The organism is Pseudomonas sp. ACN5 (assembly GCF_002303975.1).
In the GTDB taxonomy this organism is placed as follows: domain Bacteria; phylum Pseudomonadota; class Gammaproteobacteria; order Pseudomonadales; family Pseudomonadaceae; genus Aquipseudomonas; species Aquipseudomonas laurylsulfatiphila.
In genome coordinates this window covers 205,160-221,921 of sequence record NZ_MRCP01000002.1, presented here as the reverse complement: position 1 = coordinate 221,921, position 16,762 = coordinate 205,160, and the positions used below count along the sequence as shown (strand labels likewise).

The window sequence follows — 16,762 nt, the reverse complement described above, 5'->3', positions numbered from 1 at the left end:
TGCACTTTGAGGACTACGACAATGATTATTTACGGTGTGGCGCTGTTGGCGATCTGTACGCTGGCAGGGGTGATCATGGGTGACATGCTCGGCGTGTTGCTGGGCGTGAAATCAAACGTCGGCGGCGTCGGGATCGCGATGATCCTGCTGATTTGCGCACGGTTGTGGATGCACAGGCGTGGCGGCATGACCCGGGAGTGCGAGATGGGCGTCGGCTTCTGGGGCGCGATGTACATCCCGGTGGTGGTGGCGATGGCGGCGCAACAAAACGTGGTCACGGCGCTGCACGGTGGTCCGGTAGCGGTGTTGGCGGCGATCGGTTCGGTGGTGGTCTGCGGTTGCACCATTGCCCTGATCAGCCGGACCCACAAAGGCGAACCCTTGCCCGATGAACCGGCGGATGTAACGTCGGTTGGCGCACCGGCAGGAGGTCGCTGATATGTGGGATCTGATCAAGAGCGGTCTGGAACACAACGGTCTGGTCACCGCATTCGCCTTCGTCGGCGTGATCATGTGGGTGTCAGTGGTGATCTCCAAACGCCTGACCTTCGGACGCATCCACGGTTCGGCGATTGCCATCGTCATCGGCCTGGTGCTGGCCTGGGTTGGCGGAACTATGACCGGCGGGCAAAAGGGCCTGGCGGACTTGACGCTGTTTTCCGGTATCGGGTTGATGGGTGGTGCCATGCTGCGGGACTTTGCCATCGTCGCCACGGCATTCGAGGTGCAGGCCACCGAAGCGAAAAAGGCCGGTTTGATCGGCGTGATCGCGCTTTTGTTGGGCACGGTGCTGCCGTTTATCGTCGGCGCGTGCATGGCCTGGGTATTCGGTTACCGCGATGCGGTGAGCATGACCACCATTGGCGCTGGTGCGGTGACCTACATCGTCGGGCCAGTGACCGGGGCCGCGATTGGCGCCAGTTCCGATGTGATGGCGCTGTCGATTGCCACCGGCCTGATCAAGGCGATCCTGGTGATGGTCGGCACGCCGATGGCGGCGCGCTGGATGGGCCTGGACAACCCGCGCTCGGCGATGGTGTTTGGCGGGCTGGCCGGCACTGTGAGCGGTGTGACGGCGGGGCTGGCGGCGACAGATCGACGCCTGGTGCCTTATGGCGCGTTGACCGCGACCTTCCACACCGGGCTTGGCTGCTTGCTGGGGCCTTCGCTGTTGTTCTTCATTGTTCGCGGGATTGTCGGCTAGGTTCAGGGGCTGAGTTTTCGGGTCTGACGCTTTCGCGAGCAAGCCCGCTCCCACATTTGGAATGCGGTCGAATGTGGGAGCGGGCTTGCTCGCGAAGGGCGCGACTCGGTTTCAAGCCTGCCGATTGGCATACATCCGACACTCCGCCAGCAACGCCAGCAGGTTTGGATCACGCTCCTTGGCCTTCAGAAACACCACGCCAATGTGTTGCTGTAACCGATACTTTTCCTGCAACGGGATCAGCTTCACCCGATTCTCATACACCGCCGCAATCCGTCCCGGCAGCAACGCATAACCCACGCCCGAACTGACCATGCTCAGCAGGGTGAATATGTCGTTGACCTGCATCGCCACCTTCGGCTCGAACCCTGCCTGCTCGAATACCCGCTTGCCGTCCTGATGGGTGGCGAAGCCCTGGGTCAGGGTGATGAAGGTTTCGTCGCGGACCTCGGCCAGGTCGACTTCAGTCCGCTGGGCAAACTTCGAGTCGGCGGGTGTGGCGAGGAAGATGTCATCGGAAAACAACGGGATCTGTTCGCAATCCGGGTCGTTGATGCTGTCGTCCAGCGACACCAGGATCGCATCGACTTCCATGTTCTTGAGCTTGTAGAGCAGGTCGATGTTGGAGCCCAGAATCAGGTCGATGTTGAGTTCGCTGCGGCGGATTTTCAGGCCCATGATCAGTTGCGGTACGGTCTTCACCGTCAGCGAATACAGCGAGCCCAACTTGAAACGCTCGGCCGAGAACCCAGCGGCCTCGCGGGTCAGGCGCACGCTTTCGACGACATCCTGAATCAGCTTCTGCGCCCGTTCTTCCAGCACGTAAGCGCTTTCCAGCGGCGTAAGGCTACGGCCTTCGTGTTTGAACAACGGACAGCGCAGGGCACTTTCCAGGGAATGGATCGCCCGATGCACGCTGACGTTGCTGGTCTGCAATTCGGCGGCGGCGCGTGCCAGGTTGCCGGTGCGCATGAAGGCCAGGAACACCTCGAGTTTTTTCAGGGTCAACTCTTCATCGATCAGCATGGGGCGGACTCTTTTTGGTATCGGTCAATTGTGCCCGTTAAACACTGAGCGTTGTAGGAGCTGCCGAAGGCTCCTACACGGGATTGCGCTATACGGAAACATTGCGCTTTTAACCTTGAGGCCTGAGCCTAGCGCGTTGTGCTGATGAAATTCGAGGTGAGCACCACATGTATCACGGAGAAAGACTGAACGCCTGGACGCATCTGGCCGGGGCGGTGGCGGCGTTTATCGGCGGGGTGTGGCTGATTGTGCTGGCCAGTCTCGACGGCAGCCCGTGGAAGATTGTCAGCATGGCGATCTACGCCTTTACCTTGCTGGTGCTTTACAGCGCATCGACCGTGTACCACAGCGTGCGCGGGCGCAAGAAAGCGATCATGCAGAAGGTCGATCACTTCTCGATCTACCTGTTGATCGCCGGCAGCTACACGCCGTTCTGCCTGGTGACCCTGCGCGGGCCGTGGGGCTGGACCTTGTTCGGGATTGTCTGGGGGCTGGCGCTGATCGGCATCCTGCAAGAAATCAAGCCGCGCTCGGAGGCGCGGATTCTGTCGATCGTGATTTATGCGGTGATGGGCTGGATTGTGCTGGTGGCGGTCAAGCCACTGCTCGCGGCGCTGGGCGGCGCCGGATTTGCGTGGTTGGCCTCGGGCGGGGTGTTGTACACGGTGGGGATTATCTTTTTTGCCCTTGATCATCGCCTGCGCCATGCCCACGGGATCTGGCATCTGTTCGTGATCGCCGGGAGTTTGCTGCACTTTGTGGCGATTTTCTTTTATGTCCTTTAAGGCTGTACCGGGGCCAGCCGATCCAGCTGCTCCCGGGCTCGGCGGCTGAACACCTGCAACAGGTCGTTCAAGGTGTGGGGCGGCGGTTCGGCGGCACGGGTCACTGCGTACAGGGTGATGGGTAACGGCGGTGCCAGGGGGCGGATCATTGTGTTGGCGGGAGAGGCGCCAAGGGCGGTGAACGGATCGATCACCGCCAGGCCCGCGCCGGATTCCACCATCGCCCGTGCCAGTGAGTAGGTTTGCACGGCGATGCGTACCCGGGGCGGCGGTTCGACCGCTTCCAGGTAACTGTCGAGCCGCGCGGCCAGTGGATCGGCGCTGGATAGGCCGATCAGCGGCGCATCCGCCAGCGCCATCAGCGGCAACGGTTTACCCACTTCTCCCTGAGGCCAGTAACCACTCGGCGCCAGCGCCACCAACACGCCGGACGCCAGCGCCTGAGCCTTGAGTCCCGGGTGATCCGGGCGTTGCAGGGTCAGGGCGACATCCACTTCGCGCATCAACAGGTTCTGTACCAGTTCGCGACTGTGGGCACTGGAGAGTTCGCAAGCGATGTCCGGGTAACGCCTGGTCCATTCGTGAATGGCCGGCGGCAGCAATGACAGGGCCAGCGCCGGGGTGGCACCGATGCGCAGGCTGTGGCCCGGTTCGCGGCGCAGGCTCTGCGCCAAGCGTCGCACGCCTTGCAGGCTTTCACTGACCTTGTCCACTTCACGCTCCAGCTCCAGCGCTTCCGGCGTCGCCTGCAACTTGCCGCGTACCCGCAGGAACAGCGGGAAACCCAATTGTTGCTCGGCGTGCTGCAACACCTTGCTCACCGCTGGCTGCGAGACGTGCAGCAATTGCGCAGCAGCGCTGATCGAACCGGTCTGGCGGATGGCCTGGAAAATCTCGATATGGCGAAGGCGCATGGCAAGTCCATAACCTTTTTTTATGGGTTTGCCATCTTTATGCATTGTTCAACGTCTGTCACCTGGCTCTAACCTTGGCCTCGTCTTCACAACGGTTTAAGGACGGACATGGCTCAGCGTGTGTGCATCATCGGTGGCGGTGTGATTGGCCTGGCAACGGCCTATGCGCTGGTGCGCGACGGCTTTGAGGTGACGGTGGTCGAGGCACGGGACTCGCTGGGCAGCGAAACCAGCTTCGCCAACGGCGGCCAGTTGTCCTATCGCTATGTCGCGCCCCTGGCCGACGCCGGTGTGCCTTTGCAAGCCATTGGCTGGATGCTGCGCGGCGACTCACCGTTGAAGCTGCGCCCGCGCTTTGACCCGGCCCAGTGGCGCTGGATGGCATCGTTCCTCGGCGCCTGCCGCCGCTCGGTCAACCGCGAGAACGCCGCGCACTTGCTGCGCCTGGCGCTGTTCAGCCAGGACACTTTGAAGTCCTGGCGCGAGGACGATGGGCTGACGGGATTCCAGTGGCGGCGCAATGGCAAACTGGTGACTTTCCGTCAGGACAGCAGCTTCGAGCATGCGCGCCAGAGCCTGGCCGACCCGCAGCAACAGCAGGTGTTGTCGCCGGCCGAATGCGTGCAACTGGAACCGGCGCTGATCGATGCGCCCTTTGTCGGGGCGATCTACACCCCGGACGAAGAGGTGGGCGACTGCCACGGTTTTTGCCAGCAACTGGCCGCCCGGCTGCAAGCGTCCGGTCGTTGCGAGTTTCGTCTCGGGCAAGCGGTAACCGGCATCCGCCACAGCAATGGCAGCGTCAACGCCATCGAACTGGGCGAGCAAGTGCTGCCGGTCGATCAACTGGTGATCGCCGCCGGTCACCGCAGTCCGCTGTTGGCGCTGCCCGGGCTGCAGCTGCCGCTTTATCCGCTCAAGGGCTACAGCCTGACCGTGCCGATCGGCGCCGGTCACCGGGCGCCGGACGTGAGCATCACCGACTACGACCGCAAGATCGTCTATGCCCGCATCGGCAAGCAATTGCGAGTGGCGGCAATGGTCGACATTGTCGGCTTCGACCCTGCTTTGGACCCCAAGCGCCTGGCGCTGATCAAGCGCCAGGCCCATGACACCTTTCCAAATGCCGGCGCCTACGACGAAGCCGTCGAGTGGGCTGGCATGCGCCCGGCCACCCCTGGCGGTGTGCCGTTGCTGGGCGCGACGGCGTATCGCAACCTGTGGCTCAACCTCGGCCACGGCGCGCTGGGTTTCACCCTGGCATGCGGCAGCGGGTGCTTGCTCAGCGAGCTGATCGGCGAGCGCGAGCCTTCCATCGACCTGCGCGGTTTCAACCACCGGGCCGCCTGAATAGCGATTTCTGAAGAGGACACTGTAATGACCATTACCCGACTGCACAGCAACCCGCGCCTGTCCGGCGCCGTGACCTTTGGCGACCTGGTGTTTCTCTCCGGGCAGGTGCCGGGCGATGCCCGGGATGCCAGCGGCCAGACCCGCGAAGTGCTGGCGAAAATCGATACCTTGCTGGCCGAGGCGGGCAGCGACAAGGATCATCTGCTCAGTGCGACCATTTACCTGAAGAACATCACCGAGGATTTCGCCGCGATGAACGAGGTCTGGTCGGCCTGGCTATCGCCGGGGCAGGCACCGAGCCGCACCACGGTGCAGGCCGAACTGGCCCGCCCGCAGGTGCTGGTGGAAATCACCGTCATCGCTGCACGCGTCTGATAAACCAACACCCACAACGGAGAATAACAATGCAAAAAATCACGTTGCTCGCTTGTACGCTTGGCCTGTTGCTCGGCAGTCAGGTTCAGGCCAATGAAGCGCCGCTGACCGGCACCCTGAGTAAAATCGCCAGCGCCAACAGCATCACCCTGGGCTATCGCGATGCTTCGGTGCCGTTCTCCTACGTGGGTGATCACAGCGGCACGCCGATGGGTTACTCGGTGGATCTGGCGGGCAAGATCGTCGAGCGCATCCAGCAGCAACTGGCGCTACCGGACTTGAAGGTGAAGTACAACCTGGTGACCTCGCAGACCCGTATTCCACTGGTGCAAAACGGCACCGTGGACCTGGAGTGCGGCTCTACCGGCGTGACTGCCGAACGACAGAAGCAGGTGGCGTTCTCTTATGGTTTCATCTACGTCAAAGGCCAGTTGCTGACCGCGAAGGACAGCGGGATCAAGAGCTTCGCTGACCTGCGCGGCAAGAACGTGGTGACCACCGCCGGCACCACCAACGAGCGCTTCCTGAAAAGCTACAACGTCGATCACAAGATCGACATGTTCGTGATCAGCGCCAAGGACCACGGCGAAGCCTTCCAGATGCTGCAGTCGGGCCGGGCGGTGGCGTTCTACATGGACGACGCGCTGCTCTATGGCGAACGCGCAAAGGCCAACGACCCGCACAAATGGGTGGTGGTCGGGGAGGAGCAATCGCGGGAGATCTACAGCTGCATGGTGCGCAAGGACGATCCGCAGTTCCTGGCGCTGGTCAACGGTGCGTTGGCGGAGCTGTACAGCTCGGGCGAGATCAATGGCATCTACAAACGCTGGTTCGAGCAGCCGATCCCGCCGAAGGGTTTGAACCTTGAGTTCCCGATGACCAGCGAACTCAAGGCGATCATTGCCAAACCGGTGAGTGATCCGGTGCAGTAGCAGCCAGATCGGCCTCTAGACCGTGTCGCGGCCATTCGCGAGCAAGCCCGCTCCCACAGAACGCGTTCCAATGTGGGAGCGAGCTTGCTCGCGAAGAGGCACTAGAAGTCACCCCAGAGTTGCTGGGCCACCGCCAACGCCACCACCGGCGCGGTTTCGGTGCGCAGTACTCGTGGACCGAGGCGGGCGGCGTGGAAGCCGCCGGCCTTGGCCTGATCGACTTCGGCATCGGACAAACCACCCTCCGGACCGATCAGAAATGCCAGGCTTGAAGGTTTGGCATGGCTCACCAGCGGCTCGGCCACCGGGTGCAGCACCAGCTTCAACTCGGCTTGCGTCTGCTTCAACCAGTCAGCCAGCAGCAGCGGCGGATGAATCACCGGTACCCGTGAGCGCCCGCATTGCTCGCAAGCGCTGATCGCCACCTGGCGCCAGTGCAGCAGGCGTTTGTCGGCGCGCTCGTCCTTGAGCCGGACTTCGCAGCGTTCGGTGAAGATCGGGGTGATTTCGCTGACGCCCAGTTCCGTGGCTTTCTGAATCGCCCAGTCCATGCGCTCGCCCCGGGACAGGCCCTGGCCGAGATGGATCTGCAGCGGCGATTCGATCTGCCCGGCAAAGCTTTCATCGATCTGCACCACCACGCGCTTTTTGCCGACTTCGACCAGCCTGGCGCGAAACTCCTGGCCCGAGCCGTCGAACAATTGCAACGCATCGCCCTCGGCCATGCGCAGCACGCGGCTGATGTAATGGGCCTGGGCTTCGGGCAACTCGTGCTCGCCGGTGCTCAGGGGGGCGTCGATGAAGAAGCGGGACAGTCTCATGCGGGGTCTCTGTAATTCGTGTGTAGGTCTTATGGGCGCCTTCGCGAGCAAGCCCGCTCCCACAGGGTAATGCGGTCAACTGTGGGAGCGGGCTTGCTCGCGAAGGCGTCAGCCCTGACCCCACAACAGTCCAGGTAAAAACAATCAACCCGGATCACGGAACCCCGGATGGAAGTCCTTCGGCACCGCCACGCTGACGCTGTCACGGGTGGCAATGTCGATCCCTTCGCTGGCCACATCGGCCAGGAAGTCGATCTGCTCCGGGGTGATCACGTACGGCGGCAGGAAATACACCACGCTGCCCAATGGACGCAGTAAGGCACCGCGCTCCAGGGCGTGCTGGAACACCTTCAGGCCTCGGCGTTCCTGCCACGGGTAAGCCTCTTTGCTGGCCTTGTCCTTGACCATCTCGATGGCCAGCACCATGCCGGTCTGGCGCACTTCGGACACGTTCGGATGATCCACCAGATGCGCCGTCGACGAAGCCATGCGCTGCGCCAGGGCCTTGTTGTTCTCGATGACGTTGTCTTCTTCGAAAATGTCCAGGGTCGCCAGGGCCGCCGCGCACGCCAGCGGGTTGCCGGTGTAGCTGTGGGAGTGCAGGAAGGCGCGCAGGGTCGGGTAGTCGTCGTAGAAGGCGCTGTAGACCTCGTCTGTGGTCATGCACGCCGCCAGCGGCAGATAGCCGCCGGTCAGGGCCTTGGACAGGCACAAGAAGTCCGGGCGGATACCGGCCTGTTCACAGGCGAACATCGTCCCGGTGCGGCCGAAACCGACGGCGATTTCGTCGTGGATCAGGTGCACGCCGTAGCGGTCGCAGGCTTCGCGCAGCAGCCTGAGGTACACCGGATGGTACATGCGCATGCCACCGGCGCCCTGGATCAGCGGCTCGACAATCACGGCTGCGACGCTGTCATGGTTCTCGGCCAGGGTCTGCTCCATCGCAGCGAACATATTGCGCGAATGGTCTTCCCAGCTCATGCCCTCGGGACGCTGGTAGCAGTCCGGGCTCGGCACTTTGATGGTGTCCATCAATAGCGCCTTGTAGGTCTCGGTGAACAGCGGCACGTCGCCCACCGACATCGCCGCCATGGTTTCGCCGTGGTAGCTGTTGGTCAGGGTGACGAAGCGCTTCTTGTTCGGCTGACCGCGATTGAGCCAGTAGTGAAAGCTCATTTTCAGCGCGACTTCGATGCAGGACGAGCCGTTATCGGCGTAGAAGCACCGGGTCAGGCCTTCCGGCGTCATTTTCACCAGGCGTTCGGACAACTCGATCACCGGTTGATGACTGAAGCCGGCAAGGATCACATGTTCGAGCTGATCGACCTGATCCTTGATGCGCTGATTGATCCGCGGGTTGGCGTGCCCGAACACATTGACCCACCAGGAGCTGACCGCATCGAGGTAGCGTTTGCCTTCGAAGTCTTCCAGCCACACGCCTTCCCCGCGTTTGATCGGGATCAGCGGCAGTTGTTCGTGATCTTTCATCTGGGTGCAGGGATGCCACAACACGGCGAGATCGCGTTGCATCCACTGATTATTCAGGCCCATTTTCACTCTCCTGGAGGCGGTCCGTGACCTGCGCGGACAAACAATCGGGCAAGCCTATGCAATGCGTGCCACGGGGACAACCCATTGTGTCGAATGAACTACTTTGTTCAGGCCGATCGACGTTGCTGGCAGGTGCCTGATGGCTGACGTATCCTTCGCGGCTCTTGAGCCGTCTGGCTCGCAAAAACTGCTGTTTTCCTTGTGTAATTCCGGAGTTCGCTGAATGTCTGTCGGTTGGCTGCGCGCCTGTGCGCTGGTGATGTTGGGGCTGTTCAGCGTGTCTGCGCTGGCCAAGGATAAAACCGCGATCGTGATCGGCGGCGGCCTGTCGGGCCTGACTGCCGCGTACGAGCTGCAGAGCAAGGGCTGGCAGGTCACCCTGCTGGAAGCCAGGTCGAGCCTGGGCGGCCGTTCCGGCATGGCCACCAGCGAGTGGATCGGCAACGACAAGACTCAGCCGGTGCTGAACAAGTACGTATCGAACTTCAAGCTGAGCACCACGCCGGCCCCTGAATTCGTGCGGACCCCAAGCTACCTGATCGATGGCGAGTATTTCTCTGCCGCCGATCTGGCGACTAAACAACCGGCCACCGCCGAGGCGCTCAAGCGCTTCGACAAGACCGTCGACGATCTGGCGCGTTCGATCGATGACCCGCTGAACCCGGCCGCCAACAACACGCTGCACGCGCTGGATCAGATCAACGTGTCGAGCTGGCTCGACAAGCAGAACCTGCCGGCCACCGCCCGTCAGTTGATCAACCAGCAGATCCGTACCCGCTACGACGAACCTTCGCGCTTGTCGCTGCTGTACTTCGCGCAGCAGAGCCGCGTCTACCGTGGCGTCTCCGATCGCGACCTGCGCGCTTCGCGGCTGGTCGGTGGCAGCCCGGTGCTGGCCCAGGCCCTGGTCAAGCAGCTTAAAACCATCAAGACCAACTCCCCCGTCTCGTCGATCATTCAGGACAAGGATGGCGTGGCCGTCAAAGTCGATGGTGTTGGCTATCGGGCTGACTACGTGGTGTTGGCGGTGCCACTGCGCGCCCTGAACAAGATCCAGATGACCCCGGCGCTGGACGCCCAGCACCTGGCGGCGATCAAGGGCACCAACTACGGCTGGCGTGACCAGATCATGCTGAAGTTCAAGACGCCGGTGTGGGAAAGCAAGGCGCGCATGTCCGGCGAGATCTACAGCAACACCGGCCTGGGCATGTTGTGGGTCGAGCCTGCCCTGAAGGGCGGCGCCAACGTGGTGATCAACCTGTCCGGCGACAATGCGCGAGTAATGCAGGCGTTCGGCGACAAGCAGATGGTCGATCAGGTGTTGATCCGCCTGCACGCGTTCTATCCACAGGCCCGTGGTTCGTTCACCGGTTATGAAATCCGTCGCTACAGCACCGACCCATCGACTGGTGGCGCCTACCTGGCCTTCGGCCCGGGCCAGATCAGCAAGTTCTGGCGCCTGTGGGAACGCCCGGTTCAGCGCGTAGCCTTCGCTGGCGAACACACCGATACCCTGTACCCGGGCACTCTGGAAGGCGCGCTGCGCACCGGTCAACGTGCAGCCAGCCAGGTTGAAGACCTGGCGGCGGGCAAGTCGTTCGAACCCGCCAAAGTAGTCCCGGCAGCGGCTGCTGCGGCAGGCGCTGGTGCGGTGGCGGCGAAAAAAGGCAACTTCTTCAGCAACCTGTTCGGCGGCTCGGATGACGAGAAGAAGCCGGAACCGGTCAAGACGCCTGAGCCTGTTGCACCGCCAGCACCTGCTCCGACACCAGCCCCGGCCGCCGCGCCGGCCCCGGTGGAAGCACCGAAGCCTGCGGCACCGGTAAAAACCGAGCCAGCCAAGAAGGCTCCAGCCAAGACCGCGGCGAAACCGGCAGCCAAGACCGAGGCCAAAAAAGCCCCGGCCAAGGCTCCGGCAAAAAAAACTGAACCGGCGAAGAAGCCAGCAGCCAAGCCGGCGGCGACCACTGAGACCAAGGCTCAGTAACGTTCAGGCGTAAAAAAGCGCGGCCCGAGGGCCGCGTTTTTTTTGTTCATTTGGTTTTGCTTGCACTCCATCTCTGCAATCGTAACGTCATAATTTCAGTCCTACAGGTTTTTACGATGTATCAGAAGCTTCCCACAAAATAATCAGATTTAAATGATCGATAGGCTTGAGTTTGAAGCATATGTTCTTCAAAAATGTGGAGGGATATATGAAATTACTTCTGATGGTTTTGGTTTTTATGACGTTTTCTGGCTGTGTAGTCGGCGATTATAGAGATCCTCTAAAGATACATATGCTTTCCAAGCGAGATGCTGAGCTGGCTCACAAATGCCAAATGGACGCTTACAAGCCAGAGTGCTCAGTTAATTAATTGCTGTAATTTGATGGTTTTTCTGTGTTTAAAGCGGAGTGGCTAATTACCACTCCCAATGAAAAATCGGTATGCCTTGGATTACAAAAATCTGCCTTTGCTTGGGGAAACGACCTGGAACAAATCCAAAGCGAGCCCAGCACGGATTACCCGTGCGCTGATCGTAAATGACCAAATTTCCGTCATCCTGAATGATCATGCACGTGTTGTACCAGAGCGATTTATCAGTGCTGTGAGTGCTTTCAGCAATCCATGTCCTCCTTCTGGTTGGATCATAAAGAAAGCCGCTATTACTGATTACAAACATCAGAGGTTCACGCATTTTTTTCGGATGCAAAGTTCTACTATAAGGCTGGTTGGCATCTGCAATCCAAGTTATAGCACCATTGTCCGTAATGACTAAGTTTCCATCTGCCTGCAACAATAATCGAAATCGCCCGCTCTGCGACATTAGATATTGTCCCGGTGACATTGTTTGATTGGGCGGTAGCACCATCGAGCCACTTGCTTGAAATGGGGTGTAAGTAATAGCCATATTTAGATCCTTGTTAACAAGTTAGTGAGAGCTCATTCAATAAATATTTAATAGATGGGTGGCGATATATATTTATCGCTTTTCTTATTAGTAGTCAGCGCAGGTTGATGTGAAGCGAAACGAAGCGGCAGCCATAGTCTTCCAGCGCTTTGGTTCGGTGAAGGCGAACCTCACCCGCATTCAGGCGCAAAACCTTTTTTTTGCCATCAAACATGAAACATCCGGTTTTTGCTGCGCGGTCCTACATGCGGCAGTGATGCATCAGAAGCTTCCCACAAAAAATTCGGAACTAAATGATAGCTGGATACTGATATTTATTTTTATACTCTTCAGGTAATTGGAGGGTATATGAGATCACTAGCAGTAATAATCATATTGATAGCACTTTCTGGCTGTGTAAGTAGCGAATGGTTTCCTAAGGGGTATAGCCATGAACTGGCCTATAAATGCCAGATAAATCCGTACGATCCTGATTGTTTGCAACCACCTCCGGTTTTCAAAAGTTCTTAATTGTGTAAGTGGTTTACACGGTTAAAGAGGGTCTAATGAGAACTTCCAAGTTTTAATCTCCTTATCTTCAAATAAAATTTTTATCGGATTTGGCTTTGAAATGCGACCAGGGACGAATCCAAAGCGGGCCCAGCACAGGCTGCCATTGCGCTGATCGTAAATGACTAAATTTCCATCGTCTTGAATAGCCATACAAGCGTTGTACCAAAGCGATTTATCAATGCTGTGGGTGCTTTCAGCAACCCATAAGCGCCTTCTGGACGGATCATAGAGAAAACCACTATTGCTGATTGCATACATCAGAGGCTCTCGCATTCTTTTTGGGTAGGTAGTTCGACTATAAGGCTGATTGCTATCTGCAACCCAGATTACAGCTTCGCCATCTTTAATGATCAGATTACCATCAGCCTGTAATATCAATTTAAAGCGTCCATGTCGCGGACATAAGGTACTGCCCCGGCGACATCCTTTGATTGGGAGGCAGCAAAGGCAAGCCGCTTGCTTGAAAGGGTGTGTAAGTAATAGCCATATTTTTTCCTTGATTAATGAGTTGTTGAGCTCTCATTCAATCAGGTCAAAAATCGAAAGTGGCTATACATATTTATATCTTTTCTAAAACCTACATTACAGGTTCGCGTGAAACAGAAAGGCAACGGGCGCCATCAAGGGCTCTGGATCGGTGAAGGTTGTGCCGTCGCTCATTGTAGGCGCGAGCTTGCTCGCGATGGTCGTAAACGATGATGCAGACCCACTGGGTACCCCGCGGTGTTCTTGAGCCCATCGCGAGCAGGCTCGCTCCCACAAAATCCTTAACCGATCAGCATTCGGCTCAAGGGCCGCGCTTTTTTTTGCCTGGAGAAAAACCGGGACCAGAATCGAATAAATCTTTTGATACAGGTGTTCTCTGGTTTGTATTCACTTTTCCTCACAATTTCGACTTTAATCTTTCCTTAACTCGCAGGCTTCAGACTGTTGATCGTATTTTTCGATATTTCAAAGCAAATTTTTCCGCTTTAATTCGATAGATAACTCGATACTCTTGAGCCGGCACATACAGGGATCCAGGCAATGCAGCTACGAAACTCTACCTCCCGCTACGGCTGGGTCAGTATCTTCATGCACTGGGGCGTGGCACTGGCCGTATTCGGTTTGTTCGCGCTTGGGTTGTGGATGGTCGGGCTCGACTACTACAGCACCTGGCGCAAAGACGCGCCGGACCTGCACAAGAGCATCGGCCTGGTGGTGCTGGGTGTGATGCTGCTGCGGGTACTGTGGCGCTTCATCAGCCCGCCGCCGCCAACCCTGACCAGCTACAGCCGCATGACGCGCCTCGGCGCCAGGTTCGGTCATGGCTTCCTGTACCTCAGTCTGTTTGCCGTGTTGATTGCCGGTTACCTGATTTCCACCGCAGAAGGCGTCGGTATCCCGGTGTTTGGCTTGTTTGAAGTGCCTGCTCTGGTCTCCGGATTGCCGGACCAGGCAGATACCGCTGGCGTGATTCACCTCTATCTGGCGTGGGTGCTGGTAATTTTTTCCGGCCTCCATGCGTTGGCAGCATTGAAGCACCACTTTATCGACCGTGATGTGACCCTCAAGCGAATGCTGGGTCGCAAAGCCTGAAGTTCAACCTCGACTCCCAAGGAAAACAAAGCATGTTGAAAAAGACTCTGGCCGCTCTGGCAATCGGTTCGGCCCTGTTGTCCGCCGGTAACGTAATGGCCGCTGATTACGTGGTCGACAAGGAAGGCCAGCACGCCTTCGTTGACTTCAAGATCAGCCACCTGGGCTACAGCTTCATCACCGGTACTTTCAAGGACATCGACGGCAAGTTCAGCTTCGACGCTGCCAAGCCTGAAGACAGCAAGATCGAGTTCAACGTGAATACCGCCAGCGTGTTCACCAACAACGCCGAGCGTGACAAGCACATCGCCAGCAAAGATTTCCTGAACGCCAGCAAAGCCACTTTTGTTTCCACCAGCGTCAAACCCACCGGCAAAAACGCCGCTGGCAAGGACACTGCTGACGTGGCTGGCGACCTGACGATCCTTGGCGTGACCAAGCCAATCGTGGTCAAGGCCACTTTCCTGGGCGAAGGCAAGGATCCATGGGGCGGCTACCGTGCAGGCTTTGAGGGTACTTTCAGCCTCAAGCGTTCCGATTTCGGCAAGCAGAAAGACCTGGGCCCATCGTCCGACGCGGTTGAGATGTACGTGACGTTCGAAGGTGTCAAAGCGAAGTGATGCTGAGTCTGTAGGAGCGAGCCTGCTCGCGATAGACGTGAGAGCGCCGCGGAGCATCAGGCTTCCAGCGTTATCGTTGACGACCATCGCGAGCAAGCTCGCTCCTGCAGGGTTTTACATCAGCCACAAAAAATGCCCCGGTTCTCACAAACCGGGGCATTTTTTATTGCAGCGACAAATCAGCGATTGCGGGTCAGCAGCGCTGGTTTCTCACCACGAGGACGGCTTGGCAGTTGATCCAGCTGCTCAGGTGTCGGGAAGCGGTCGGCTTTCGATTCCTTGTGCATGATCTTCGGTGCCGGGCCACGCGGGTTCTGCACAGCCGGTTCCGAACGAGGCTGGTCGTCACGGGCCGGGCGGCGATTGCGTGAGTCTTCGCGGCGGGCCTGGCCATCGCGCGGTGCGCCACTGCGAGGACCGTTACGCTTGGCCGGCGGGGTACCGGTGCTGGCGCCATCGCTGTTGCGCGGACCATTCTGGCGACCTTGTGGCTTGCCGGAGCGTGGAGTGCCTGCGGCGGTGCCCTGTGCCGGAGCACCCGGACGGCGACCACGGCCTTGCGCGGGTTTCTGCTGCGGTACGTAGTCGACGCGGTTACCGAAGTTATCGATATCGTCGTCCAGGAACTCGTCCGGGGCACGGTCAGCGGCGGCACGTGGTGGTTGGCTCGGACGCTGTTCGCGTGCCGGAGTGCCTTCACGTGGCTTCTGCTGACGGGCAGGGCGCTCGCCGCGTTCGCCGGCCGGTTTTTCCTTGCCCTTGTCCTTGCCTTTGTCCTTGCGCCCGCCGCCGCCACCGCTGCCGTTCGGGCCGTCGCCGCGCGGGCCACGCGGATTGCGCGGGTTGCGCATGTCCGGACGCTCGCGCACTTCAGGCTTTTCCGCCTCGATGGTGCTTGCATCGAAGCCCATCAGGTCGCCGTCGGCGATTTTCTGTTTGGTCATGCGTTCGATGCTTTTGAGCAGTTTTTCTTCGTCCGGGGCGACCAGCGAAATCGCCTCGCCCGAACGACCGGCACGACCGGTACGGCCGATACGGTGCACGTAGTCTTCATCGACATTCGGCAGTTCGAAGTTGACCACGTGTGGCAACTGGTCGATGTCCAGGCCGCGGGCGGCGATGTCGGTGGCCACCAGGATGCGCACGGTGCCGGCCTTGAAGTCGGCCAGGGCTTTGGTGCGGGCGTTCTGGCTCTTGTTGCCGTGGATCGCGACGGCGCTCAGGCCGTGCTTGTCCAGATACTCGGCCAGGCGGTTGGCGCCGTGCTTGGTGCGGGTGAACACCAGCACCTGTTCCCAGGCGCCAGCGGTGATCAGGTGCGCCAACAAGGCACGCTTGTGGCTGGCCGGCAGACGGAATACGCGTTGTTCGATACGCTCGACCGTGGTGTTCGGCGGCGTGACTTCGATGCGTTCCGGGTTGTGCAGCAGCTTGCCGGCGAGGTCGGTGATGTCCTTGGAGAAGGTCGCCGAGAACAGCAGGTTCTGGCGTTTGGCCGGCAGGCGGGCCAGGACCTTTTTCACGTCATGAACGAAACCCATGTCGAGCATGCGGTCGGCCTCGTCCAGCACGAGGATTTCCACGTGGGACAGATCGACACTGCCTTGGCCGGCCAGGTCGAGCAGGCGGCCGGGGCAGGCCACCAGCACGTCTACGCCACGGGACATGGCCTGAACCTGCGGGTTCATGCCGACACCACCGAAGATGCAGGCGCTGACGAACTTCAGGTCACGGGCATAGACCTTGAAGCTTTCATGCACTTGCGCGGCGAGTTCGCGAGTCGGGGTCAGGACCAGCACGCGCGGCTGGCGCGGGCCGTGACGCTGGGATTTGTCCGGGTGACCGTTGGGGAACAACCGCTCCAGGATCGGAAGGGCGAAACCACCGGTTTTACCAGTACCTGTCTGTGCCGCGACCATCAGGTCGCGACCTTGCAACACGGCGGGAATGGCCCGCTGTTGCACCGGAGTAGGCTCGGTATAGCCCGCTGCCTCGATGGCGCGGACTAAAGCCTCGGAGAGACCGAGGGAAGCAAAGGACATGAGTAATCCTGTTTTAGTTAGGGCTTGGCCCAATGGGAGTCTTGCCTGGCGCGAATTGCGTTTAAGAGGACGCAATCCCGTCCGGTCCTGCTGGGTCTCGAAGGCTCGTCTGCAAGC

At 59.4% G+C, this 16,762-nt stretch carries 16 protein-coding genes; 9 read left to right on the top strand and 7 right to left on the bottom strand.

From position 1 onward, the window contains the following. Positions 1-21: 21 nt before the first annotated feature. A complete protein-coding gene (gene madL / locus BSF40_RS04145; protein ID WP_095964186.1) occupies positions 22-438 on the top strand; it encodes a malonate transporter subunit MadL in 417 nt (138 codons plus the stop codon). A 1-nt stretch (position 439) separates the two neighbouring features. Then, positions 440-1,204, top strand: a complete 765-nt coding sequence (madM, locus tag BSF40_RS04140; RefSeq protein WP_095964185.1) for a malonate transporter subunit MadM — start codon at positions 440-442, stop codon at positions 1,202-1,204. A gap of 111 nt (positions 1,205-1,315) precedes the next feature. Here the strand turns inward: madM and BSF40_RS04135 are convergent, their stop codons facing one another. Continuing rightward, positions 1,316-2,230 carry a LysR substrate-binding domain-containing protein gene (locus tag BSF40_RS04135; protein ID WP_015097186.1) on the bottom strand — a complete coding sequence of 305 codons (915 nt, stop codon included), beginning with the start codon at positions 2,228-2,230 and terminating at the stop codon, positions 1,316-1,318. A 167-nt stretch (positions 2,231-2,397) separates the two neighbouring features. Between BSF40_RS04135 and BSF40_RS04130 the strand changes: the two genes are divergently transcribed. Beyond that, positions 2,398-3,015: a hemolysin III family protein gene (locus BSF40_RS04130; RefSeq protein ID WP_007975433.1), complete on the top strand. Its 618-nt coding sequence runs from the start codon at positions 2,398-2,400 to the stop codon at positions 3,013-3,015. Here BSF40_RS04130 and BSF40_RS04125 read toward each other — a convergent pair. Beyond that, complete coding sequence (locus tag BSF40_RS04125) at positions 3,012-3,929, bottom strand: LysR family transcriptional regulator (RefSeq protein WP_095964184.1); 918 nt, start codon at positions 3,927-3,929, stop codon at positions 3,012-3,014. The two genes, BSF40_RS04130 and BSF40_RS04125, sit on opposite strands and share 4 nt — an antisense overlap. A 108-nt stretch (positions 3,930-4,037) precedes the next feature. Here BSF40_RS04125 and BSF40_RS04120 point away from each other — a divergent pair, with 108 nt between their 5' ends. From BSF40_RS04120 to BSF40_RS04110, 3 genes are read left to right on the top strand one after another with little or no spacing between them, the layout of a single operon-like run. Then, on the top strand, positions 4,038-5,279 hold the full coding sequence (locus BSF40_RS04120) for a D-amino acid dehydrogenase (RefSeq protein WP_095964183.1): 1,242 nt from the start codon (positions 4,038-4,040) through the stop codon (positions 5,277-5,279). A 27-nt stretch (positions 5,280-5,306) separates the two neighbouring features. Continuing rightward, the gene (locus tag BSF40_RS04115) at positions 5,307-5,657 is read left to right on the top strand and encodes a RidA family protein (RefSeq protein ID WP_007975437.1); all 351 of its coding nucleotides are present in this window, start codon (positions 5,307-5,309) and stop codon (positions 5,655-5,657) included. A 29-nt stretch (positions 5,658-5,686) separates the two neighbouring features. Continuing rightward, a complete protein-coding gene (locus BSF40_RS04110; protein ID WP_095964182.1) occupies positions 5,687-6,589 on the top strand; it encodes a transporter substrate-binding domain-containing protein in 903 nt (300 codons plus the stop codon). A 101-nt stretch (positions 6,590-6,690) separates the two neighbouring features. Here BSF40_RS04110 and BSF40_RS04105 read toward each other — a convergent pair whose 3' ends face one another. After that, positions 6,691-7,410 carry a 16S rRNA (uracil(1498)-N(3))-methyltransferase gene (locus tag BSF40_RS04105; RefSeq protein ID WP_095964181.1) on the bottom strand — a complete coding sequence of 240 codons (720 nt, stop codon included), beginning with the start codon at positions 7,408-7,410 and terminating at the stop codon, positions 6,691-6,693. Between the two features lie 144 nt (positions 7,411-7,554). After that, a complete protein-coding gene (locus BSF40_RS04100) occupies positions 7,555-8,961 on the bottom strand; it encodes an adenosylmethionine--8-amino-7-oxononanoate transaminase (RefSeq protein ID WP_095964180.1) in 1,407 nt (468 codons plus the stop codon). Positions 8,962-9,184: 223 nt separating this feature from the next. On the opposite strand from BSF40_RS04100, the gene BSF40_RS04095 reads away from it, so the two are divergent. Continuing rightward, positions 9,185-10,948, top strand: a complete 1,764-nt coding sequence (locus BSF40_RS04095) for a flavin monoamine oxidase family protein (RefSeq protein WP_095964179.1) — start codon at positions 9,185-9,187, stop codon at positions 10,946-10,948. A gap of 416 nt (positions 10,949-11,364) precedes the next feature. On the opposite strand, the gene BSF40_RS04085 is transcribed toward BSF40_RS04095, so the two are convergent. Both BSF40_RS04085 and BSF40_RS32940 read right to left on the bottom strand, forming a co-directional pair. Continuing rightward, on the bottom strand, positions 11,365-11,853 hold the full coding sequence (locus BSF40_RS04085; protein ID WP_095964177.1) for a hypothetical protein: 489 nt from the start codon (positions 11,851-11,853) through the stop codon (positions 11,365-11,367). 531 nt (positions 11,854-12,384) lie between these two features. Continuing rightward, positions 12,385-12,663, bottom strand: coding sequence for a hypothetical protein (locus BSF40_RS32940; RefSeq protein WP_256589412.1), 279 nt, complete (start codon positions 12,661-12,663; stop codon positions 12,385-12,387). Between the two features lie 768 nt (positions 12,664-13,431). On the opposite strand from BSF40_RS32940, the gene BSF40_RS04075 reads away from it, so the two are divergent. Then, positions 13,432-13,983: a cytochrome b gene (locus tag BSF40_RS04075; protein WP_095964176.1), complete on the top strand. Its 552-nt coding sequence runs from the start codon at positions 13,432-13,434 to the stop codon at positions 13,981-13,983. Between the two features lie 32 nt (positions 13,984-14,015). Next, positions 14,016-14,603 carry a YceI family protein gene (locus BSF40_RS04070; protein WP_015097179.1) on the top strand — a complete coding sequence of 196 codons (588 nt, stop codon included), beginning with the start codon at positions 14,016-14,018 and terminating at the stop codon, positions 14,601-14,603. Positions 14,604-14,782: 179 nt separating this feature from the next. Here the strand turns inward: BSF40_RS04070 and BSF40_RS04065 are convergent, their stop codons facing one another. Beyond that, entirely contained in the window at positions 14,783-16,645 is a 1,863-nt protein-coding gene (locus tag BSF40_RS04065) for a DEAD/DEAH box helicase (RefSeq protein ID WP_007975446.1), read from the bottom strand. Positions 16,646-16,762 lie beyond the last annotated feature (117 nt).